This is a genomic window from Amycolatopsis sp. 505, assembly GCF_031625235.1.
GTDB lineage: Bacteria > Actinomycetota > Actinomycetes > Mycobacteriales > Pseudonocardiaceae > Amycolatopsis.
Genome location: NZ_JACKQP010000001.1, coordinates 194,850 through 216,425 on the forward strand (window position 1 = coordinate 194,850; position 21,576 = coordinate 216,425).

Consider the following 21,576-nt stretch of genomic DNA (forward strand, 5'->3'; position numbering starts at 1 on the left):
ATGGGCGTGTTCCTGCCCGGCGCGTCCACAGTGGACCAGTACTGGCGGAACCTCGTCGACGGCACCGACGCCGTCACCGATGTCCCGCCGCACCGGCGGGACCCGGAGTTCCACGGCCGCGACGGCGCCGCGCCGGACCGCACCCACGGCCGGCGTGGCGGCTTCACCGCGGACACCCTCGACTTCGATCCGGTCGCCCACGGTGTCCCGCCGACGTCCCTCGACGGCACCGAGCCGGACCAGCTGACGGCGCTGGCCGTCGCCGTCGGCGCGGTCGCGGACGCCGGTGGCCTCGGCCGGCTCGGCGACCCCGAGCGGATCGGCGTGGTGCTCGGCCGCGGCGGCTACCTCTCGCCCGGGCTACAGGGCTTCGACCAGCGCGTCCGCACCGTCCGGCAGATCACCCGCACGGTCGGCGAGCTGATGCCGTCGGCCGGTCCGGCCGTCCTCGAGCGGTTGCGGACGGCGCTGCTGGAACCGCTCGGCGAGTTCCGGCCCGAGACCGCGGCCGGGCTGGTGCCGAACCTCGCCGCCGCGCGGGTGGCGAACCGGCTGGACCTCGGCGGCCCGGCGTACACCGTCGACGCCGCCTGCGCGTCTTCGCTGGTCGCCGTCGACCAGGCGATCGGCGAGCTGGCCCGCGGCCGCTGCGACGTCGTGCTCGCCGGTGGCGCGCACCAGACGCAGGACGACACGCTGTGGTCGCTGTTCACCCAGCTCGGCGCGCTGTCGCCGAGCCAGCGGATCAGCCCGCTGTCCCGCGACGCGGACGGCATGCTCATCGGCGAGGGCACCGCGATCGTCGTGCTCAAGCGGCTGGCCGACGCCCGCCGCGACGGCGACCGCGTGTACGCCGTGATCCGCGGCTGCGGCACGTCGAGCGACGGGCGGGGCGCGAGCCTGCTCAGCCCGTCCGTCGCCGGCCAGACCCTCGCCCTGCGCCGCGCCTGGGCGGGCCGCGATCCCGCGGAAATCGGCCTGCTGGAAGCGCACGGCACCGCGACCCCCGCCGGGGACGCCGCCGAGCTGACCACGGTCGCCGATGTCTTCGGCCCGGCGGCCGGGCCCCGCGCGGTGATCGGCTCGGTGAAGTCGATGATCGGGCACACGCTGCCGACCGCCGGGGTCGCCGGGCTGGTCAAGGTGGCCCTCGCCCTGCACCACGGCGTCCTGCCGCCGACGCTGCACTGCGCCGACCCGAACCCGCTGCTCGACAAGACCCGCTTCCGGGTGCTGGCCGAGGCCGAGCCGTGGGGCGCGCTGCCGCGGGTGGCCGCGGTCAACGCGTTCGGCTTCGGCGGCGTGAACGCCCACGTCGTCCTCGAAGCCGGGGATCCGGCCCCGAAGCGGCGGGTGCGGGTCGACGAACCGGAACGCGTGCTGCGCCTGGCCGCCCGCACGCCGGAGGAACTCCTGGACCAGCTCGACACGCCCGGTCCGGGGGACGGCCCGTGCCGGCTCGGGATCGTCGGCCCCGACGAGCGCAAGCGGGCCACGGCCCGGCGGGTGATCGCCAAGGTGGCGGCCGAGGGCCGGTCGTGGCACGGTGCCGGCGACGTCTGGTGCAGCGTCGATCCGCTGCTGCCGGGCGGGAAGACCGCGTTCGTCCACCCGGGACTGGAAGCGGGCGGCGAACCGCGGCTCGACGACGTGGCGAAGCACTTCGGACTCGACCGTCCCCAGTGGTCGACGGCGAGCGTGCTCGACCGCGCGGCGAGCGTGTCGGCGGCCGGGCTGCTGCTCGACGACGTTCTGCGGCGGCTGCGGATCCGGCCGGACGCACTCGCCGGGCACAGCGTCGGGGAGTGGACGGCGATGCAGGCCGCCGGGATGTACACCGCGGCGCCGGACGCGGTGGCGCGCTACTGGCCGGACGGCTTCGAGCTGCCGGAGGCGGACTACCTCGTGCTGGGCGCCTCGGCGGCCCGCGTGGCCGAGCTGCTGCCCGCCGACCTGGTCGTCTCTCACGAAAACGCGGCGAGGCAGACGATCGTGTGCGGGCCGCCGGACGCCGTCGCGGACTTCGCGGCGACGTGCCGGGGCGCGGGGATCGTGGCCACGACCCTGCCGTTCCGCTCCGGGTTCCACACCCCGCTGATGGAACCGCACCTCGCGCCCTTCGCCCAGCTCGTCGCGGGCCTGGACCTGCGCGCGCCGGCGCTGCCGGTCTGGTCGGCGACGACCGCGCGGCCGTACCCGGCGGACCCGGCCGAAGTCCGCCGGCTCTACCTGGACCACCTGCTGCGCCCGGTCCGGTTCCGGGAGCTGACCGAGGCGCTGCACGACGCCGGGTTCCGGGTGTTCGTGCCGGTCGGCGCCGGTCAGCTCGGCTCGTTCGTCGCCGACACGCTGGGCGAGCGGCGGCACCTGGTCGTCGCGGCCGCGTCCGGCACGCGGCCCGGACTCGCGCAGCTCCGGCGGCTCACCACCGCGTTGTGGACCGAGGGCGGCGACCCGGACTTCGCGGCGCTGGAACCGCGGCGGATCCGGCTCACCACCGGGAACTCCCTGCTCTCGCTGGGGGAGTCGGCGCGCGGCCTGCTGGACGAGCCGGGTCTGCCGGCCGGGGTGCCGGACCCGATCGTCGCCGAGTTCACCGCGCTGCTCACCGAAACCCGCCAGGCCGCGGCGGACGTCGTCGCGGCCGCCCGGCGCCGCGTCGAGTCCACTGTGGACGTGTCCCTGACGGCCATGCCGTACCTGCGTGACCACCGGTTCTTCCGGCAGCGCGACGGCTGGCCCGACGAGTCGGACTTCCGCCCGGTGGTCCCCGCGACGACCCTGGTCGACCTCGCCTGCCGGGCCGTCGAGCGCACCTGGCCGGGGACGACGGCGGTCGCGGTGCGGGACGCGGTGTTCTCGCGCTGGCTCATCGCCGCCCCGGCACAGCAGGTGCCGCTGTCGATGAGCCGCGAGGGCGATCATGTGACCGTCGAAATCGGGCCGTACGCGCTGATGACCGTCGAACTGGGGACCTTCGCGCCACCGCCGTCACGGGCCGGGGTGCCCGGGCCGGAGACCGCGCCGCCGCTGTCCGCGGCCGAAATCTACGCGCGGCGCGAGATGTTCCACGGCCCCGCGTACCAGGGCCTGGCCCGGCTGATAGGCCTCGGCGAGCAGCACATCCGCGGCGAACTGGTCGTCCCGGACGCCCCCGGCGGGCTGCTCGACAACGTCGGCCAGCTGCTCGGCTGCTGGCTGATGGCCACCCGGGCCGGCGACCTCCTGGCCTTCCCGCGCTCGATCGGCCGGCTGACCTGGCACGGCCCCGAACCGGCGCCCGGAACGCGGCTCGAGTGCCTGGTGCGGGTCCGGCTGCCCCGGCCGGACGTCCTCGAGATGGACGCCCAGCTGGTCGGCGACGGTGACGTTTTGGCGAGCATCGAAGGCTGGCGGGACGTCCGGTTCCCGTGCGACCGCGCCGCCCACCGCGTCTACGCGTTCCCGGCGGAGCACCTGCTGGCCGAACGGCGGGACGACGGCTCGGTGGCCGTCACCGACCGCTGGCCGACGGTCGCCGCGCGGGACATCTACGCCGGGATCTACCTCAGCGCGTCCGAACGCGCCGAGTTCGCCGCCGTCCCGCCGCGGCAGCAACGCGGCTGGCTGCTGCGGCGGATCGCCGTCAAGGACGCCGTCCGCGCCCGGCTCGGCGAACCCGTCTACCCGGCGGAAATCCGCGTCCACGACGACGGCACGGTGTCCGGACGGCACCGGGACCTGCCGCGCTTCGCCGTCCCGGTCGAGCTGGACGGCGACACCGCCATCGCCCACGTCAGGAGCACGAAATGACCATCGCGTCCACCACGTTCGACGTCGTCGCCGAGCTGCTCGCCGAGCTCGTCGGCGACGCCGAAGTCCTCGGCGTCGAGATCACGCCCGACACGACGTTCCACGAGGACCTGCAGCTGGAGAGCATCGACCTGGTGACCTTCGCGAGCATTCTCGCCGAGCACTTCGGGCCGGCCGTCAACCTCGCCGAGTACCTGGCGGAGAAGGACCTCGACGACGTCATCGGCCTGACCGTCGGCGACATCGCCCGGTTCGTGGGGGAGCGCACGTGCCCACGATGACCGTCAACGGGCTGCGCACGAACGTGCAGCTCGTGCCCGCCGGCGGCACCGAAACCGTGGTGTTCCTGCACGGCATGGGCACCGACAGCCTGGCGAGCTTCTACCTGACCCTGGCCCCGCCGGTCGCGGCCGCCGGGATCGACGTGATCAGCTACGACCTGCGCGGGCACGGCAAGACCGAGCGGCCGGAGCGCGGCTACACGCTCGGGGACTTCGTCGCCGACCTCGACGACCTGCTGCGGCAGCTCGGCGTCGACCGGCCGGTGCACCTGGTGGGCAACAGCTTCGGCGGCACGCTGGCCTACAGCTACGCCGTCGCTTGCCCGTCCCGGGTCCGCAGCATCGTGTGCATCGAATCGGAGCCGGCGACCGAGGTGTGGGCGGAGAAGATGAGCGCGATCCTCGCGCACACCGTCCGGTTCCTGCAGGTGGAGGAGAGCTTCGACTGGATCGAGGCGAACTTCAGCGCCCACCACCGGCGGCTGGCGCGGATGGCGGCCGAGCGGATCACGTCGACGAAGATGGCCGAGGAGGTCCCGCTCGGGCCGTTGCTGACGTGGGAACAGGTGGCGGCGATCGGCTGCCCGGTGCTGTCCATCCTGGGCAGTCACGGCTACCAGGCCGACGACCTCGAAGCCCTGACGTCGTTGCTGCCGAACGGCGAGCTGCACGTATTCGAGGGGCAGGGGCATTCGGTGCTGGTGGAGCAGCACCGGGAGGTGCGCGAGCTGGTGCTTCGCTGGATCGGGCGGCACGCGGCGTGAGGTTCCTGCTGGTCGTGCCGCCGCTGGCCGGGCACGTGGCGCCGTTGCGCGGGGTCGCTGAGGTGCTCTCTTCGCGGGGCCATACCGTCGCTTGGTGCGGCCCCGAGCCTGCTCTGTCCACTTTGGTCTCCGGCACGGTTTTCCCGGCCGGGGATTCCGCGCCGTTCGAACTGTCCCTGCGGCCGCCGGGGTTGCGCGGGTTCGCGGCGCTGAAGTACCTGTGGGAGTCGTACCTGGTGCCGCTCGCGGACGCGATGGTGCCGGGCGTGGCTTCGGCGGTCTCGTCGTTCGCGCCGGACGTGGTCGTGGCGGACCAGCAGGCGATGGCGGGGGCGCTGGTGGCCGCGCGGTGCGGTCTGCCGTGGGCGACGTCGGCCTCGACGTCCACCGAACTGGCCGACCCGCTGGGGTCGTTGCCGAAGATCGCGTCCTGGGTGTCCGAGCTCCAGGCCGGGCTGCGCGCTCGCCACGGGGTCCTGCTCGGCGACCTGCGGTTCTCGCCGCACCTGGTGCTGGCGTTCACGACCCGCGCCTTGGCCGGAGATCCCCGCTTGGCGGTGCCGGTGGCGTTCGTCGGGCCGGTGCTGCCTTCGCCGTCGGACGACTGGTCCTTCGTGGACTCACGTCCGCTGGTCGTGGTGACGTTGGGGACGTCGAACGCCTCGGCGGGGGCGCGGTTCCTGGCGGAGAGCGTGGACGCGCTGGCCGGGATGCCGTCGGTGCAGGGGCTGGTGGTGGATCCCGCCGGCTCGCTGATCAGCGGGAGCGTGTCGTTGGCCCGCCGGATCCCGCAGGTGGCGGTGTTCGCGAGGGCATCGGTGGTGGTCTGCCACGGCGGCCACAACACGGTGTGCGAAGCACTGGCGGCCGGGGTGCCGTTGGTGGTCGCCCCGATCCGCGACGACCAGTCGATGCTGGCCCAGCAGGTGGTCGCGGCTTCGGCGGGGGTGCGGCTGCGGTTCGATCGCGCAAAGGCGGCGGATATTGGGAAGGCGATCGAGTCGGCCCCGGAGTACACGGAAGGGGCGGCGCGAATCCGCGAGTCGTTCGAGGCAGCCGGCGGCGCGGAAGCGGCGGCGACGCACCTGGAGTCGTTGGGTTAGCTGCGGGCGCGGAAGGTGCGGGCGGCCAGGAAGCTGCCCGCCACCGCGGCCACCGCGGCGATCACCAGGGCCGTCAACACCGACCAGCCGATCGGGCGGCCCAAAGCCAGCGCCCGCGTTGCGTCGATCGCGTACGTCAACGGGTTCACCGCCGAAACCGCGCGGACCCACGCCGGCATCGTGTCCAGTGGCATGTACGCGCTCGATGAGAACATCAGCGGGAACATCACCACGAACGATGCCGCCTGCAGCGTCTCCGCCTTGCGCAGCCACGTCGTGATCGCCACGAACACCCAGCTCAGGCACCAGCCCACCACCAGCGTCAGCGCCAACGCCAAGCCCAGACCGGCCACGCCGCCCGCCGGGCGGAAGCCCAGGAACGCCACGCTCGCGAGGGCCGTCACCACCAACTGAACGCCCAGCCGTGCCGAGTCCGCCAGCGTTCGGGCCACCAGGACCGAGAACAGCGAGATCGGCAGGCAGCGCAGGCGGCCGGTGAAGCCGCCGTAGATCTCCGCCAGGAGGCCCGCTCCCGAGCTCATCGCCGTCGTCATCGCGATGTTGACCAGCGTGGCCGGCACCAGGAAGTTCACGTAACCCTGGTACGCCGCGACGCCCGGCAGGGCGCCGACGCCGCTGAACACCTGGCTGAACAGCAACAGCAGCACGATCGGCTGCAGCAGGCCGAAGAAGACCAGCCGGCGGTCGCCGAACGCGGTGCGCAGCGATCGGGCCGTCAGGACGCGGACCTGCGTCCAGAAGCCCGATTCCGGCCACGCCGCCGGATCGGCCAGCGCGGCGACGGCCGCGTGGTGGCGGGATTGCGTCACGATGCCGCCCGGTGCAGCGAAAGGTAGACGTCGTCGAGCGTCGGCTCGGTCACCGTCAGGTCGCGCAGGGGCGCGCCCGCCGCGTCGAGGGCGCGGACCACCACCGGGATGTCGCCCGGGCCGGACAGCGGCACCGTCAGCACCAGCCCGGCGCGGCCGGCCGCGAGACCGAGGCGCGCCAACGCGTCCGCCGCGCGCCGCAACGCCAGCTCGGTGCCGAACGTGCAGGTCGCGGTGCGGGTGCCGAGCCGGGCCTTCAGCTGGGCCGGCGTCCCCGACACCGTGATGTGCCCGAAGCCGAGGACGACGACGTGGTCGGCCAGCCGGTCCGCTTCCTCGAGGTACTGGGTGGTGAGCACGACCGTGGTGCCGCGCGCCGCGAGGCCCTCGACGATCGACCACAGCCCGGCCCGGCTCACCGGGTCCAGCCCGGTGGTCGGCTCGTCGAGGAAGAGCACCTGCGGCGCGCCGACCAGGCCCGCGGCCAGGTCCAGCCGGCGCCGCATCCCGCCGGAGTACGTCCCGGCCGGGCGGTCGGCCGCGTCTTCGAGGCCGAAGGCGGCGATCAGTTCGGTGGCACGCGCGAGCGCCTGCCGCGGTTTCGCGCCCAGCAGCCGGGCGATCAGCACGAGGTTCCCGCGGCCGGACAGCGTGTCGTCGACCGCGGCGAACTGCCCGGTCACCCCGATCCGCCGCCGGACCGCGCGGCCGCGCTGCACGACGTCGTAGCCGCAGACGCGGGCCGTGCCGGCGCTCGGCCGGACGCGGGTGCTGAGGATGTCGATCAAGGTGGTCTTCCCGGCGCCGTTGTGGCCGAGGACCGCCAGCACCGCGCCGCGGGCGACGGTGAGGCTGATCCCGGCGAGCGCGGTGACTTCGCCGTACTGCTTCGCGAGGTCCGTCACGGCGATGACCGGCTGGGGCATGGCCGCTCCTTTCCTGCCTCGCAAAAGGTATCGGGACCGGGCCGTCGCGATCAAGAACTCCGCCGCCATTCGCCGGGCACGTGACAATTTTCGCGGAATCGGATCGCACCGGCGTGACAAGGGCTGACCTGCGTGACCCTTCCGGACACAGGCGATCCCTCGCGCGTGACAAAGAATCGGGAGCGGCTTGTTCACCCGGAAACACGGAGGTAGCTTTGCCGAAATTCCCCCATTTCCCGAGGTGACGACCCGTGAAGTTTTCGTGGAAGTCGAGAAAGCCCGCCTTCGGCCTGGCCGCCGCGACCGCAGCGGCGGTCGCGGCGACCGTCGCGCTCGTCGGGGCGGGCCCGAGCCAGGCCGCGCCGGTGAGCCTGACGCTCAACTACAACTGCCCGTTCCCGCTGATCGGCGACCAGGTGCTGTCGGTGAAGATCGACACCAACCTGCCCGACAACGCCGTCGCGGGCGCGTCGTCGACCCCGATCACCTTCGACGTCGACGTCACCGTGCCGGAGACCGCCACCGAGGGCCTCGCCCTGGTCGGCGCCACTTCGCTGGACGGCTCGGCGAAGGCCGCGGCCGTGCTCAAGTACCCGGTCGACAAGACGCTGAACCTGAACCTCCCGTTGACGATCGCCTCGACGCCGGTGCCGCCTTCAGGCGCGTTCCACGTCAAGAGCAGCGGGAAGGCGCCGGCGGTGACCTTCCCCAGCCCGGGCACCGCGTCGGTGACGGTCGGGAACTTCAGCACCACGATGACCCCGCGCACCGCGGACGGCCAGCCGACCGACCTCGGCACGTTCACCTCGGACTGCGTCGCGGTCCCGGGCCAGAACCAGCAGCTGGGCACGTTCGAGATCAAGCCGGCGGGCGGCACGACGACGCCGACCACCCCGACCACGCCCACGACGCCGACCACCCCGACGACGGAGCCCACGACTCCCACGACGGAACCGACGACGCCGACCACCGAGCCGACGACGCCGACGACGGAACCGACCACTCCGACCACGGAGCCGACGACCCCGACGACGGAGCCCACAACACCGACGACGGAGCCCACAACACCGACCACGGAGCCGACGACTCCCACGACCGAGCCGACGACTCCGACGACCGAGCCCACGACCCCGACGACCGAGCCGACGACGCCGACCACCGAGCCGACGACGCCGACGACGGAACCGACGACCCCGACCACGGAGCCGACGACCCCGACGACGGAACCGACCACGCCGACGACCGAGCCCACCACCCCGACCACCCAGCCGACGACCCCGAGCACCACGCCGACGAACCCGCCGGGCGGCATCGAGGTCAAGTACGCCCTGCAGGGCAAGTCGGTCCTCAAGCAGCTGCACGCCACGCTGCCGCTCGGCCCGGGCACCCTGGACGCGAAGCTCGACGCGGCTTCCGGCAAGTTCGGCGCCCAGCTCGCACTGCCGAAGTCCGACGTCCACTTCCGCGTCCTCGGCTTCATCCCGGCGTCCGCGACGGTGAAGCTCGACCAGGTCGGCGCGATCACCGGCACCCTCACCGCCGGGGCGGTCAAGGCGAACGCCCAGGTCGACGTCCAGCTCACCAAGGTCCGCGTGTTCGGCTTCCCGATCCTGTCGTCGAAGTCGTGCCACACGGTCAAGCCCGCGGACGTGCCGCTCGTTTCGGCGCCCGGCTTCGACCCGCTCAAGGGCGGCAAGCTGACCGCGACCTACGGCATCCCGCAGTTCACCGGCTGCGGCTTCCTCACCGGCCTGATCACCGGTATCACCTCCGGCCCCGGCAACAAGCTGGACGTGAACCTCACCAAGAAGTGAACTCGATGAAGCTGATCCGTTTCTCCCTGCCGCTCGTGCTGGCAGTGGTCGCGTTCTCGCTCGGCGCCGCGCAAGCCGCGCCGGGCGAGAACGCCCCAGCGGTGCAGGCAGCCACGCAGATCCCCTTCGGCTTCACCCTCGGGGACGCGCAGCAGCCGACCACGAGCCACGTGGCCAAGCTCGGCTCCGACATCGCCTTCCCGCCGGGCACCTTCGACGGCGCGCTGGGCGGTCTCACGAGCACCGTGCCGATCACCGGCAGGCTCGCCATCCCGCCGGCGAACGGCTACTTCGTCGCGTTCCGGTTCATGCCCACCACCGGCCGGGTCGAGATCGTCCCGGACGGCGACGCCAGCGGGACGGCGACCGTCCACACGGGCAAGGACAAGGACTGCAAGGCCACGCAGACCAACATCTGCGCCGACACGGACGTGACCGCGAAGGTGTTCATCAAGCTCTCCGACGTGCGGGTGGACGGCAAACCCCTCGACGTCGGCCCGGACTGCCGCACCGCCCAGCCCGCGGCGGTCACCATCAAGGCGCTGGTGCCGATTTCGCTGCCCGCGCCGCCGGTGAAGGTGACGTCGACCTTCACCACACCGGAGTTCGCCGGGTGCGTCGGGCACGAGGACGTCAGCCGGCTGCTCACCGGCCTGGTTTCCGGGCCGGGCAACACCTTCGTCTCCAACCTCCAGCTCCGCTGCTTCAGCACCGGGTGCAAGCCATGACGATCCAGGTGCAGGAGAAGGCCGCGAACGGCCTGCGCGAGTTCGGCCGGATGTGCGCGATGGGCCTCGACGTCCTGCTCGCCATGCTCCGCCGCCCGTACCAGGTGCGGGAGTTCGTCCAGCAGTTCTGGTTCATCGCCAGCGTGTCCATCACCCCGGCGATCCTCGTGTCGATCCCGTTCGGCGCGGTCATCTCGCTGCAGCTCGGCTCGCTGACCAGCCAGATCGGCGCCCAGCAGTTCAACGGCGCGGCGAGCGTCCTGGCCGTGGTGCAGCAGGCCAGCCCGATCGTGACGACGCTGATCATCGCCGGCGCGGGCGGCAGTGCCATCTGCGCCGACCTCGGCGCCCGCAGCATCCGCGAGGAGATCGCCGCGATGGAAGTGCTCGGCGTCTCGCCGATCCACCGGCTGGTCGTGCCGCGCGTGCAGGCCGCCGTCGGGGTGTCCGTGCTGCTCAACGGCCTGGTCAGCGTGGTCGGCGTGCTCGGCGGCTACTTCTTCAACGTGATCGTCCAGGGCGGCACCCCCGGCGCCTACCTGGCCAGCTTCAACGCCCTCGCCCAGCTGCCCGACCTCGTCGTCAGCTCGATCAAGGCCGTCATCTTCGGCTACCTCGCCGGCGTCGTCGCGGCCTACCGCGGCCTGAACCCGAAGGGCGGCCCCAAGGGCGTCGGCGACGTCGTCAACCAGTCCGTCGTCATCACGTTCCTGCTGCTGTTCTTCGTCAACACCGTGCTCACCGCGCTGTACCTGCAGCTCGTCCCGGCGAAGGGAACCTGAGTGGCCATCCTCGGCAAACCCGGCGACCGGCTGTTCGACCTCGGCGACCAGCTGCTGTTCTACGCCCGCGCGCTCGCCGCCGTCCCGCTCGCCGTCACCCGCTACTTCCGCGAGGTCGTGCGGCTGCTGGCCGAAGTCACGTTCGGCAGCGGCGCGCTCGCGGTGATCGGCGGCACGATCGGCGTGATGGTCGGGCTGTGCGTGTTCACCGGCGTCACCGTGGGCCTCCAGGGCTTCAGCGCGCTGAACCAGATCAACATCTCGGCGATGACGGGCTTCCTGACGGCGTACTTCAACACGCGCGAGATCGCGCCGCTGGTCGCCGGGCTCGCGCTGTCGTCCACCGTAGGCAGTGGGTTCACCGCGCAGCTCGGCGCGATGCGGATCTCCGAAGAGATCGACGCCCTCGAGGTGATGGCCGTGCGGAGCATGCCGTACCTGGTCACCACCCGGATCGTCGCCGGGTTCATCGCGATCATCCCGCTGTACGTCATCGGCCTGCTGATCTCCTACCTCGGCTCGCGGCTCACCACGGTCGTCTTCTTCGGACAGTCCGGCGGCACCTACGACCACTACTTCACGCTGTTCCTGCCGCCCGGCGACGTGCTGTGGTCGTTCGGCAAGGTGCTCGTCTTCAGCGTCGGCGTCATCCTGACGCACTGCTTCTACGGCTACCGCGCGAGCGGCGGGCCGGCCGGGGTCGGTGTCGGGGTCGGCCGGGCGGTGCGGACGTCGATCGTGCTGATCAGTGTGCTCGACCTGTTCCTGTCGCTGGCCATCTGGGGTGCGACGACCACGGTGAAGGTGTCCGGATGAGCCGGTTCCGCACGCAGCTCGCCGGGGTCGCCTTCCTCGGCGTGCTGGTCCTGCTCGGCTGGCTCGCGGTGGCGATCTACGACAAGGACTTCGACGACGCCGAGCTGGTGACGCTGCGGGCGGACCGGGTCGGCAACCAGCTCGCGCCGACCGCCGAGGTCAAGGTCAAGGGCGTCCCGTTCGGCGAGGTCCGGGCGGTGCGCAGCACCCGTGCGGGCGCCGAGATCGACCTCGCGCTCGATCCGGCGAAGATCGGGCTGCTGCCGGGGAACGTGTCCGCGCGGCTGCTGCCGAAGACGGTGTTCGGCGAGCGGTACGTCAACCTCGTGCTGCCGGACAGTCCACAAGGGAAGCTCCGGGCCGGTGACGTGATCGCCCAGGACCGGTCCAGCAACGCCATCGAGCTGGAACGCGTGCTCGGCGACCTGCTCCCGCTGCTGCGCGCGGTCCAGCCGCAGAAGCTGAACAGCTCGCTCGGCGCGATCTCCCAGGCCCTCGACAACCGCGGGAAGCCCCTCGGCGACAGCATCGTGCAGCTGCAGGACCTCCTGGGCCAGGTGAACCCGCTGATGCCGCAGTTCAAGGCCGACATCACCGGACTGGCCGACGCCGCCGACGTCTACACGAAAGCCGCGCCGGACATCCTGCAGGCGCTGAGCGACCTGTCGACGACCGCGAAGACCATCGTGGACACTCGCGCGGACCTCGACAACCTCTACGCGAGCGTCACCAGTGCCACCGGGCACCTCAACGACTTCCTGCGCAAGAACAAGGACAACCTCATCGGTGTCTCGGCAGCGAGCCGGCCGACACTGGAGCTGCTTTCGCGTTACTCGCCCGAGTTCCCGTGCCTGTTCGACGCGGTCAACCGGCTCAAACCCCTGATGGAGAAGGCCCTCGGCAAGGGCACGAACGAACCGGGCCTGCACGTGACACTCACCGTCCAAGACCCCCGCGAGAAGTATGTCCCCGGCCGGGACACCCCACGGTTCGACGCCACCGGCGGGCCGAAGTGCTACGGCGGCGGCGCGGCGGCCGCAGGCCCGACGGACGGCGATCTCGGTCCCGCGAACTCGCCGGGTGAACGGCAGCTGGTCGCGGAACTGCTGCGTCCGGCGCTCGGTGAAGTGCCGGACTGGAGCAGTGTCCTCGTCGGACCGGCGCTGCGCGGAACGGAGGTGACCGTCCGATGAGGAGCGTCAGCGGACCGGCCGTCAAAGGGCTGATCTTCTTCCTGGTCACCGCGGCCGCAACGGCCGTGCTCGCCATCACCATCGCCAACTCCAGCGTGGGCGCGACCATCGGCTACACCGCCCGCTTCACCGACGCGACCTCGGTCAACCCCGGCGACGAGGTGCGAATGGCCGGCGTCCGGATCGGCCAGGTCGACTCCGTGCGGGTCGTCGAACACCGCCTCGCCGACGTCGAGTTCTCGGTCGGCCGCACGCACCGGCTCACCGCGTCGGCGTCGGTCACCATCCGCTACCGCAACCTGGTCGGCCAGCGGTACCTCGCGGTCGACCCCGGCGCCACCGACACCTCGCCGACGCTGGCCGAAGGCGCGCAGATCCCGCTGGACCGGACCAGGCCGGCGCTCGACCTCACCGCGCTGTTCAACGGCTTCAAGCCGCTCTTCCAGGCGCTGTCGCCCAACGACGTCAACCAGCTGTCGTTCGAGATCATCCAGGTCCTGCAGGGGGAGGGCAGCACGATCGACAGCCTGCTGCGGCACACGGCGTCGCTGACCTCCACCCTGGCCGGGAAGGACGCCCTGATCGGCCAGGTGATCGGGAACCTCAACACCGTCCTCGACACACTGAACGCCCAGGGCGACCAGTTCGACACGCTCGTCGACACCACCGCCCAGCTGGTCACCGGCCTCGCCGCGGACGCCAAGCCGATCGGGCAGGCCATCGGCGGCCTCGGCGAACTGACCACCGCGACGGCCGGGCTGCTCGACCAGGGCCGCCGTCCGCTCAAGGACAGCATCACCGCCCTCGGCGACCTGTCGAAGAACCTGGCCGACAACACCCCGGTGTTCCAGCAGTTCATCGACAACCTCCCGAAGAAGCTCGACCGGATCGGCACGCTCTTCTCCTACGGCTCGTGGGCGAACTTCTACCTGTGTTCGGTGCGGACCGACGCGAAACCGGCACCGGGCGGCCCGCCACCGGGCATCCCCGTCACGGCTGCGAGGTGCCGGTGAAACCGTTCCGCAGCCGCAACCCGATCGCCGTCGGCGCGGTGACCGCGCTGGTCATGGCCCTCATCGGCAGCGCCACCTTCTTCTCCGACGACCTGCCGCTCATCGGCGGCGGCACCACCTACAAAGCCGAGTTCCACGAGGCCGCCGGGCTCAAGCCGAACGACGAAGTCCGCGTCGCCGGGGTGAAGGTCGGCGAGGTCACCGACGTCCGGCTGGCCGGCGACCACGTCGAGGTGCTGTTCCGGGTCCGCGACACCTGGGTGGGCAACCGGACCACCGCGGCGATCAAGATCAAGACGTTGCTCGGCCAGAAGAACCTGGTGCTCGACCCGGTCGGCAACGCCGAGCTGAACCCCGACCAGCCGATCCCGGCCGAACGCACCAGCTCGCCCTACGACGTCACCGCGGTCTTCAACGACCTCGCGAGCACGGTCGGCGCCATCGACACCGACCAGCTCGCGCAGGCGTTCCGGGTGCTGTCGGACACGCTCGGCGCGTCCGCTCCCAGCGACGTCAAAACGGCCTTCAACGGGATCGCGGCCCTGTCGCAAACGCTGGCTTCGCGGGACGAGGAACTGGTCAAGCTGTTCCAGAACACCAACCAGGTCTCGAAAACGCTCGGTCAGCGGTCCGACCAGATCCAGGCGCTGATCCGCGACGGCAACACCCTGCTCACCGAACTCAACGCCCGCAAGGACGCCATCGCCAAGTTGTTCACCGGCATCAAGAACCTCTCGATCCAGCTGCGCGGACTCGTCGCGGAGAACCAGAAGACGCTCGGGCCGGCCCTCGACCAGCTCGACCGCGTGGCGACCGTGCTGCAGCAGAACCAGGGGAAGCTGGAGGACAGCCTCCGCCTGGCCGGCCCGTTCTACCGGCTGCTCGGCAACGCCGTCGGCAACGGCCGGTGGATCGACACCTACATCTGCGGGCTGATCCCCACCGGCAGCACGCCGGGCAGCTGCCAGCCACCGAAGAACGGGGGACGCTGATGGCCCACCAGCTCATCGACTTGGGCGCCGAGGCGCGCCGGCGAACGCGATTGCGGGCCCTCGCGCTCGGCGTCGTGCTCGCGCTCGTCGTCTCGGCCGCCTGGCCGGTCCTGACCGCACCGGCCGAGCGGACGCTGACCGCGTACTTCACCGCCGCCGTCGGGATCTACCCGAACTCGGACGTCCGCGTCCTCGGCGTCGCGATCGGCTCGGTGTCCGAAGTGGAGCCCAACGGCACCGACGTCAAGGTGACCATGACGCTGAAGCCCGGGGTCCAGCTGCCGGCGGACGCCGGGGCCGTCGTCATCACGCCGAGCCTGGTCGCCGACCGGTACGTGCAGCTCACGCCCGTCTACCGCGGCGGGCCGCAGCTGCCCGACGGCGCGTCGATCCCGCGGGAGCGCACGGCGACCCCGGTCGAGGTCGACGACCTGCTGCACAGCCTCAACCAGCTGATGTCCGCGCTCGGGCCGCAGGGCGCCAACAAGGACGGCGCGGTCAGCGAGGTGCTGACCCGGTCGGCGGACTACCTGAACGGCACCGGGCAGACCATCGGCACGGCCATCAAGAACCTCGGCGAGTTCGCGCGCGCCGCGAGCGACTCGAAGGACGACCTCTTCGGTTCGGTCGACGACATCAGCAAGTTCACCGCGATGCTCGCCGCCAACGACGGCCAGGTCAAGCAGGCCATCGCGCAGATCGCCTCGCTGAGCAAGGTGCTGGCCGACCAGCGTGACCAGTTCTCCGGCGCGCTGACCGAGCTGACCCAGGCGCTGAGCGTCGTGCAGGGGTTCATCAAGGACAACCGGGGGCGCGTCCAGTCCGATGTGGACAAACTGGCGGACGTCACCGAGGTGCTGGTGAACCAGAAGGATTCGCTCTCCGAAGCGCTGCAGGCGGCCCCGAACGCCCTGACGAACCTCCTGGGCGCCTACGACCAGGCGAACGGGACCATCGACGGCCGCGGCAACCTCCTCGAATTCGCGGAGCCGAAATGAAATCCCTCGTCAAACTCGCCGCGGTCGTGACGCTCGCGCTGGTCACCACCGGCTGCGGCAGCGGCGTGAGCGTCTACGACATCCCGCTGCCGGGCGGCGCCGCGCTCGGCGACCACCCGATCCACGTGACCGCGGGCTTCACGAACGTGCTGGACCTGGTGCCGCAGTCCGGGGTCAAGGTCAACGACGTCCCGGTCGGGCAGGTCGTCAAGGTCGAGCTGGCACCCGACGGGCACAGCGCGGTCGTCGAACTGCTGCTCAACGGCGACGTCGACCTGCCCGGCAACGCCGTCGCCCGGCTGCGGCAGGCGAGCATCCTCGGCGAGAAGTTCGTCGAACTCGCCCCGCCGGACGACGCGACACCGTCGGGCCGGCTGCTCGACGGCGCGACCATCCCGCTCGACCAGTCGACGTTGACGCCCGAGATCGAGGAGGTCTTCGGCGCGTTGTCGTTGCTGCTCAACGGCGGTGGCGTCGCGCAGGTCCAGAACATCAGCCACGAGCTGAACGACGCCCTCGGGGGCAAGGAGACCGCGGCGCGCTCCCTGCTGTCCGATCTGGACACTTTTGTGAAGGGGCTCGACGAGCACCGCACCGAGATCACCAGGGCCATCGAGAGCGTCAACAAGCTCGCGGCGACGCTGAACGCGCACACCGACCGGATCACCACCACGCTGAACGGCCTCACACCCGGCATCGGCGTGCTCAACCAGCAGCGGGAAGCACTCGTCGGGATGCTCAAGTCCCTGGACGGGCTGACCTCGGTCGCCGTCGACACGGTGAACCGCAGCAAAGACGACCTCGTCGCGGACCTGCGGGCGCTGGAGCCGGTGCTGCGGCGGCTGGCCGACTCCGGCGACAAACTGCCGAAGGCGATGGAGATGATCTTCACCTTCCCGTTCCCGGACGCCGCACTGGACACCATCCGCGGCGACTACCTCAACGGGTTCCTGAAAGCAGGTCACTGATGCTGACCCGGTTCGTGCGCGTGCAGGTGACGCTCTTCGTCGTCATCGCCGTCGTCGGCGTCGCCTACGTCGGGGCCACCTACGCGGGCCTCGACAAGGTGTTCTTCGACCGCGGCTACACCGTGACCGCCCAGTTCCCGACCGGCGGCGGCATCTTCACCAACGCCGAAGTCACCTACCGGGGCGTGCCGATCGGCCGCGTCGGCGAGCTGCGGCTGACCCCGGCCGGGATGGAAGCCGACCTCGAGATCGACTCCGGCACCGCACCCGTTCCGGCCGACACCGAAGCCGTCGTCGCCGACCGGTCGGCCGTCGGCGAGCAGTACGTCGACCTGCGGCCGCGGGTGGACAGCGGCCCGAAGCTGCACGACGGCTCGGTGATCACCCAGGCCGACACGAAGATCCCGCTGCCGGTCGACGTCGTCTTGTCGACAGTGGACTCCTTCGCGAACTCGGTGCCCAAGCCCGCGCTGCGGACGGTCGTCGACGAGCTGTACAACGCGACGTCCGACGCCGGCCCGGCGCTGGACCAGCTGGTCGGCCGCGGCATCGAGTTCGTGCAGGCGGCGAGCGCGCACGTCGCGCCGCTGACCCGGTTCGTCACCGACGCGCACACCGTGCTCGACACCCAGGTGCAGCAGGCCGGCGCGATCCGCGACTTCGGCGTCAACGCGAAACTGCTGGCGTCGACGCTGAAGGCGTCCGACGGCGACCTGCGGACCCTGATCCCGGCGGTGCCCGCGGCCGCGAACGAGGTCAGCGCGCTGATCCGCGACTCCGGGCCGCACCTCGGCGTGCTGCTGGCGAACCTGCTGACCACCGCGGACGTCCTGGAAGCGCGGCAGGACGGGATCCGCCAGCTGCTGATCACCGCGCCGCAGGCGGTCGCCGCGGCCGGCACGATCGTGCGGCCGGACGGGGTCCACATCGGACTGTCGCTGACCTTCTTCGACCCACCGCCGTGCACCACCGGGTACCCGACGCCGTACCGCAACGGTCTCGACACGTCGGTCCGCCCGCTGAACACGGCCGCGCGCTGTGCGCTGCCGAAGGGCGACCCGACGAACGTGCGCGGTTCGCAGAACGCACCGGGAGGACGGCCGTGAGGATTCTTGCTTGGCTGACCGCGGTCTTGGCGACCGTCGCGGCCGGGTGGTCGGGGTTCACCTGGTGGCAGGCGGCGCACGACGACGGCGTCGCGCGTGCTGTCGTCCGGGAAGAGGCGTTGCAGGCGGGCCGGGCGGCGGTCGCCGGACTGACCACTTTGGACTACCGGCAGGCCGCGCCCGGGTACCAGCACTGGCTGGACCTCTCCGGCGGCGCCTTGCACGACGAGCTGGCGGCCGACCGGCAGGGGAGCCTCGACCGGATCGCCCAGGCGAAGACCGTCACCACCGGGAAGGTGACCGACGCGGCGGTGACCGAAGTGGACACCGGGACGGGGACGGCGAAGCTGATCGCCTCGGTCGAACTGGTCGTGGCGCCCGACGGCGGCGACGCCGTGACCAAGCGCAACCGGTTCCAGGCCGACCTGACCCGCGGGCCGGGCGGCTGGCGCGTCACCGGCCTCGGCCAGGTACCCGTGGGGGAGGCACCATGACGGTTCCGACGAAGAAGCGAGTCGTGAAGGTCGCGGGACGGCACCACGAGCCGGAACCGGCGCCTCCGGAGCCGACCACCGGGCCGCGGCGGCGGGTGTGGGTGGTGCCCGCGGTGGTGGCCGTGCTCATGGCGGGCCTCGCGGTGTGGTTCACCTTCGAAGCGCGGAGCACGCAGGCTGTGGTCGCGCACAACAGCGCGCTGTCCGATGTGGCCGGCACGGGTGAAGCCGCGAAGCAGGTCAGTGCCGCGCTCGGCACGGTCTTCTCCTACCGCTACGACAATCCGGCCAAGAGCGAGCAGGCGGCGAAGGACGTCCTGACCGGGCCCGCGCTCGCGCAATACGAACAGCTCTTCGGGCAGGTCCGGAAGCTGGCCGCCGAGCAGAAGCTGGTGGTGACGTCCACCGCCGTGGCGTCCGGCGTGAAGCTCCTCGACGGCGACCGCGCGGCGCTGGTGGTGTTCCTCGACCAGACCGGCACGCGCGGCGACGGCCAGCGGAGCACCGGCGCGGCCCAGTTGAGCGTCACGGCCGAGCGCGTCGCCGGGAAGTGGCGCGTCACCGGGATGTCCGCGGCCTGAACATGCGCGAGGACCCCATGACCCTCTCCGAGCTGCTGGCCGGCCGCGCCGCGGCGGCGGCCGACGCGCCGGCCATGACCTGGACCGCTCCGGCGGTCACCGTGACCTGGGCCGAGCTGGACCGGCGCGGCACCGCCGTCGCCGCGGCCCTGCGCCGGGTCACCGAGCCGCGGCAGCGGGCGGCGATCCTCATCGAGCCGTCACCCGACTACGTCGTCGCGTTCCTCGGCGCGCTGCGGGCCGGGCTGGTCGCCATCCCCGCGGGGCCGGACCGCCGGGCGAGCGTCCTCGCCGACGCCGAGCCGTCGATCGTGCTGGCGACCGCGGCCACCGTGCCCGCGATCCGGCGGTTGCTGGCCACTTTGGACACCTGCGGGCACCGGGTGCTCGCCGTGGACGGCGTTCCGGACGCGCCCGGCTTCACCTCGTATCCGGCGGTGCCCGACGACATCGCGTACCTGCAGTACCCGCGCGGGGTGATGGTCACGCACGCGAACGTCGTGGCCAATGCCCGGCAGGCGGCTCAGGTGCTGGGGCGGACCGCCGTGGTGAGCCTGCCGCCGAGCGATCCGCTGGGGCTGGTGCTCGGGGTGGCGGTCCCGATCGTCACCGGCCGGGCCGTCGTGAACGACGCGGCCGCTCCCGAGGCGCTGCCGGGGTGTTACGTCGTCGCCGAAGCGACCGCTCTGGTCGCTTGTGGACGCCCGGTCGGCCAGCAGGTCGCGATCGTCGACCGCGAAGGACGGCGTGGGGCGGTCGGCGAAATCTGGGTCAGCGGGCCGAACGTCGCCCGGGGCTACTGGCGGCGGCCCGAGGAGTCCGCGCGGATCTTCTGCGCCCGGATCGTCGGCGACGACGAGCCTCGGTGGTGGCTGCGGACCGGTGACCAGGGCTTTCTGGACGCCTCGGGCGAGCTGTGCGTCACCGGCCGGAGCTTCGTCGCCGGGCACCGCCCGGAGGACCTCGAAGCGACGGCCGAGCAGGCGCACCCGGCGATCCGGCCGCGTGCGGCGTCGGCGTTCGCCGTTTCCGGCGGCCAGGCCGTGGTGGTGCTCGAGCTGGCCGACGGCGTCATCCCGCCGCGCGGCGAGGTCGAGCGGGCGGTGCGGCACGCGGTGTCGACGCGGCACGGGCTCACGCTGCGCAGAGTCGTCGTGCTGCAGTCCTCCATCGGGGACGGCCTGTGGTGACCGGGCCGGCCGAGCGGGCGCTGTCGCCGGGCGTCCCGTTCGCCACGTCGTCGTTCGAGGTGACCTGGCCGGAGGTGCCGTTGCCGCCTTTTTCGCCTGCTGGTCCGGGCGCGTGGCTGCTGCTCACCGACGAGCACCCGGCGGCGCTCGGCCGGGCCGTCGCGCTCGCGCTGGCGCTGGCCGCGGCGGGCGACGACGCCCTGTCGCTGCCGCGCGACGACCTCGGCGAGCTGCCCGGCTTCCTCGCCGAACGGCCGGTGCGCGGGGTGGTCTTCCTCGCCGGGTCGCCGTACGCCTACCACGACCCGGAGGCCGCGCAGGAGCTGCTGCTTTCGGTGTCGTCGGTGGTCGCGCGGCTCGGCTTCGGCGTCCGGTTCCACCTGGTCACGCAGGCGGCGGGGGAGCCGGGGCTGGCGTTCCTGCGCGGGCTGGTGCGGGTGCTCGCGGTCGAGCGGCCGCAGCTGCGGGCGAGCCTGGTCGACGTCGACGCGCGGTCCGATGTGGACGTCCTGGTCCGCGAGCTGCGCTCGGACGCGCCGGACGACGAAGTCCGCTGGCGGCACGACGTCCGGTACGCGGCACGGCTGGCCCGCGTCCCGTTCGCGGCCGACGTGCCGACCGGGCCCGGCGCGTACGTGGTCACCGGCGGCCTCGGCCCCGCGGCCGCGCGGTGGCTGGCCGGGACGGGCGCCACCCGGGTCGTCCTTTGTGGACGTCATGGTGGGGAGCCGGAAGCGGTGGTGGTCCCCGGTGACATCGCCGAGCCGGGGGTCGCGGAGCGGCTGGTCGCGGCCGCCACCGCGGACGGCCTGCCCCTGCGGGGCATCATCCACGCGGCGGGCGTCCTCACCGACGACCCGTCGGCCGCCTGGCAGCGCGGCGTCCTGGGCGCCCGCCGCCTCCACGAGGCGACGGCGGACACCCCACCGGACTGGTGGCTCCTGGCCACCTCGGCCGCGGCGTTGTTCGGCGCCCCGGGCGAGACCTCCCGCGCCACCGCCGACGCCTGGCTGGACGCCTTCGCCGCCTGGCGCCGCTCCCGCGGCCTCCCCGCCACGACCGTCCAGCTCGGCACCCCCCACCTCCCCGACCTCCCCCGCCCCTACTTCACCACCCTCTGACCGTGTCGACCTCCCAATCACACGTGATGACCCTTCAATCACGAGTGATGACCCTCCAATCACGAGTGATGACCCTTTCCGCCC

The 21,576-nt window shown here is 72.1% G+C and carries 20 protein-coding genes; 18 read left to right on the plus strand and 2 right to left on the minus strand.

Annotation, left to right across the window (positions count from 1 at the left end; translation table 11 throughout):
• From H5965_RS01045 to H5965_RS01060, 4 genes are read left to right on the plus strand one after another with little or no spacing between them, the layout of a single operon-like run.
• Positions 1-3,792 (plus strand): beta-ketoacyl synthase N-terminal-like domain-containing protein, encoded by a 3,792-nt coding sequence (locus H5965_RS01045; protein ID WP_396136870.1) that lies wholly within the window; start codon positions 1-3, stop codon positions 3,790-3,792.
• On the plus strand, positions 3,789-4,073 hold the full coding sequence (locus H5965_RS01050) for a phosphopantetheine-binding protein (RefSeq protein WP_310967214.1): 285 nt from the start codon (positions 3,789-3,791) through the stop codon (positions 4,071-4,073). Before H5965_RS01045 ends, H5965_RS01050 begins: the two co-directional genes overlap by 4 nt.
• Positions 4,061-4,837: an alpha/beta hydrolase gene (locus tag H5965_RS01055; protein WP_310967216.1), complete on the plus strand. Its 777-nt coding sequence runs from the start codon at positions 4,061-4,063 to the stop codon at positions 4,835-4,837. Before H5965_RS01050 ends, H5965_RS01055 begins: the two co-directional genes overlap by 13 nt.
• Complete coding sequence (locus tag H5965_RS01060) at positions 4,834-5,940, plus strand: glycosyltransferase (protein WP_310967218.1); 1,107 nt, start codon at positions 4,834-4,836, stop codon at positions 5,938-5,940. The genes H5965_RS01055 and H5965_RS01060 overlap by 4 nt, the downstream gene beginning before the upstream one ends.
• Here H5965_RS01060 and H5965_RS01065 read toward each other — a convergent pair.
• Together H5965_RS01065 and H5965_RS01070 are read right to left on the minus strand one after the other, a co-directional pair.
• On the minus strand, positions 5,937-6,770 hold the full coding sequence (locus H5965_RS01065) for an ABC transporter permease (protein ID WP_310967219.1): 834 nt from the start codon (positions 6,768-6,770) through the stop codon (positions 5,937-5,939). The genes H5965_RS01060 and H5965_RS01065 overlap by 4 nt on opposite strands.
• On the minus strand, positions 6,767-7,696 hold the full coding sequence (locus H5965_RS01070; protein ID WP_310967220.1) for an ATP-binding cassette domain-containing protein: 930 nt from the start codon (positions 7,694-7,696) through the stop codon (positions 6,767-6,769). Before H5965_RS01070 ends, H5965_RS01065 begins: the two co-directional genes overlap by 4 nt.
• 251 nt (positions 7,697-7,947) lie before the next feature.
• Between H5965_RS01070 and H5965_RS01075 the strand changes: the two genes are divergently transcribed.
• From H5965_RS01075 to H5965_RS01140, 14 genes are read left to right on the plus strand one after another with little or no spacing between them, the layout of a single operon-like run.
• Positions 7,948-9,510, plus strand: coding sequence for a DUF6801 domain-containing protein (locus H5965_RS01075; protein WP_310967222.1), 1,563 nt, complete (start codon positions 7,948-7,950; stop codon positions 9,508-9,510).
• A gap of 5 nt (positions 9,511-9,515) precedes the next feature.
• The gene (locus H5965_RS01080; RefSeq protein ID WP_310967223.1) at positions 9,516-10,238 is read left to right on the plus strand and encodes a hypothetical protein; all 723 of its coding nucleotides are present in this window, start codon (positions 9,516-9,518) and stop codon (positions 10,236-10,238) included.
• The gene (locus H5965_RS01085; RefSeq protein WP_310967226.1) at positions 10,235-11,020 is read left to right on the plus strand and encodes an ABC transporter permease; all 786 of its coding nucleotides are present in this window, start codon (positions 10,235-10,237) and stop codon (positions 11,018-11,020) included. Before H5965_RS01080 ends, H5965_RS01085 begins: the two co-directional genes overlap by 4 nt.
• Positions 11,021-11,836 (plus strand): ABC transporter permease, encoded by an 816-nt coding sequence (locus tag H5965_RS01090; RefSeq protein WP_310967228.1) that lies wholly within the window; start codon positions 11,021-11,023, stop codon positions 11,834-11,836.
• Positions 11,833-13,029, plus strand: coding sequence for an MCE family protein (locus H5965_RS01095; RefSeq protein ID WP_310967230.1), 1,197 nt, complete (start codon positions 11,833-11,835; stop codon positions 13,027-13,029). Before H5965_RS01090 ends, H5965_RS01095 begins: the two co-directional genes overlap by 4 nt.
• Positions 13,026-14,042 carry an MCE family protein gene (locus H5965_RS01100; RefSeq protein WP_310967231.1) on the plus strand — a complete coding sequence of 339 codons (1,017 nt, stop codon included), beginning with the start codon at positions 13,026-13,028 and terminating at the stop codon, positions 14,040-14,042. The genes H5965_RS01095 and H5965_RS01100 overlap by 4 nt, the downstream gene beginning before the upstream one ends.
• A complete protein-coding gene (locus H5965_RS01105; protein ID WP_310967232.1) occupies positions 14,039-15,034 on the plus strand; it encodes an MCE family protein in 996 nt (331 codons plus the stop codon). Before H5965_RS01100 ends, H5965_RS01105 begins: the two co-directional genes overlap by 4 nt.
• A complete protein-coding gene (locus tag H5965_RS01110; RefSeq protein ID WP_310967234.1) occupies positions 15,034-16,032 on the plus strand; it encodes an MCE family protein in 999 nt (332 codons plus the stop codon). Before H5965_RS01105 ends, H5965_RS01110 begins: the two co-directional genes overlap by 1 nt.
• Positions 16,029-17,000 (plus strand): MCE family protein, encoded by a 972-nt coding sequence (locus tag H5965_RS01115; protein ID WP_310967235.1) that lies wholly within the window; start codon positions 16,029-16,031, stop codon positions 16,998-17,000. Before H5965_RS01110 ends, H5965_RS01115 begins: the two co-directional genes overlap by 4 nt.
• Entirely contained in the window at positions 17,000-18,106 is a 1,107-nt protein-coding gene (locus tag H5965_RS01120) for an MlaD family protein (RefSeq protein ID WP_310967237.1), read from the plus strand. The genes H5965_RS01115 and H5965_RS01120 overlap by 1 nt, the downstream gene beginning before the upstream one ends.
• Positions 18,103-18,600, plus strand: coding sequence for a hypothetical protein (locus H5965_RS01125; RefSeq protein ID WP_310967238.1), 498 nt, complete (start codon positions 18,103-18,105; stop codon positions 18,598-18,600). The genes H5965_RS01120 and H5965_RS01125 overlap by 4 nt, the downstream gene beginning before the upstream one ends.
• Positions 18,597-19,181 carry a hypothetical protein gene (locus tag H5965_RS01130; protein WP_310967239.1) on the plus strand — a complete coding sequence of 195 codons (585 nt, stop codon included), beginning with the start codon at positions 18,597-18,599 and terminating at the stop codon, positions 19,179-19,181. Before H5965_RS01125 ends, H5965_RS01130 begins: the two co-directional genes overlap by 4 nt.
• Before the next feature lie 17 nt (positions 19,182-19,198).
• Complete coding sequence (locus tag H5965_RS01135) at positions 19,199-20,371, plus strand: AMP-binding protein (protein ID WP_310967240.1); 1,173 nt, start codon at positions 19,199-19,201, stop codon at positions 20,369-20,371.
• The gene (locus tag H5965_RS01140) at positions 20,365-21,492 is read left to right on the plus strand and encodes a KR domain-containing protein (protein WP_310967241.1); all 1,128 of its coding nucleotides are present in this window, start codon (positions 20,365-20,367) and stop codon (positions 21,490-21,492) included. The genes H5965_RS01135 and H5965_RS01140 overlap by 7 nt, the downstream gene beginning before the upstream one ends.
• Positions 21,493-21,576: the final 84 nt, after the last annotated feature.

Bases quoted from the DNA above. Each gene is read 5' to 3' on its own strand.
- H5965_RS01045 (WP_396136870.1), top strand. From the start codon at position 1: ATGGGCGTGTTCCTGCCCGGCGCGTCCACAGTGGACCAGTACTGGCGG.
- H5965_RS01050 (WP_310967214.1), top strand. From the start codon at position 3,789: ATGACCATCGCGTCCACCACGTTCGACGTCGTCGCCGAGCTGCTCGCC.
- H5965_RS01070 (WP_310967220.1), bottom strand. From the start codon at position 7,696: ATGCCCCAGCCGGTCATCGCCGTGACGGACCTCGCGAAGCAGTACGGC.
- H5965_RS01080 (WP_310967223.1), top strand. From the start codon at position 9,516: ATGAAGCTGATCCGTTTCTCCCTGCCGCTCGTGCTGGCAGTGGTCGCG.
- H5965_RS01085 (WP_310967226.1), top strand. From the start codon at position 10,235: ATGACGATCCAGGTGCAGGAGAAGGCCGCGAACGGCCTGCGCGAGTTC.
- H5965_RS01095 (WP_310967230.1), top strand. From the start codon at position 11,833: ATGAGCCGGTTCCGCACGCAGCTCGCCGGGGTCGCCTTCCTCGGCGTG.
- H5965_RS01100 (WP_310967231.1), top strand. From the start codon at position 13,026: ATGAGGAGCGTCAGCGGACCGGCCGTCAAAGGGCTGATCTTCTTCCTG.
- H5965_RS01110 (WP_310967234.1), top strand. From the start codon at position 15,034: ATGGCCCACCAGCTCATCGACTTGGGCGCCGAGGCGCGCCGGCGAACG.
- H5965_RS01115 (WP_310967235.1), top strand. From the start codon at position 16,029: ATGAAATCCCTCGTCAAACTCGCCGCGGTCGTGACGCTCGCGCTGGTC.
- H5965_RS01120 (WP_310967237.1), top strand. From the start codon at position 17,000: ATGCTGACCCGGTTCGTGCGCGTGCAGGTGACGCTCTTCGTCGTCATC.
- H5965_RS01130 (WP_310967239.1), top strand. From the start codon at position 18,597: ATGACGGTTCCGACGAAGAAGCGAGTCGTGAAGGTCGCGGGACGGCAC.
- H5965_RS01135 (WP_310967240.1), top strand. From the start codon at position 19,199: ATGACCCTCTCCGAGCTGCTGGCCGGCCGCGCCGCGGCGGCGGCCGAC.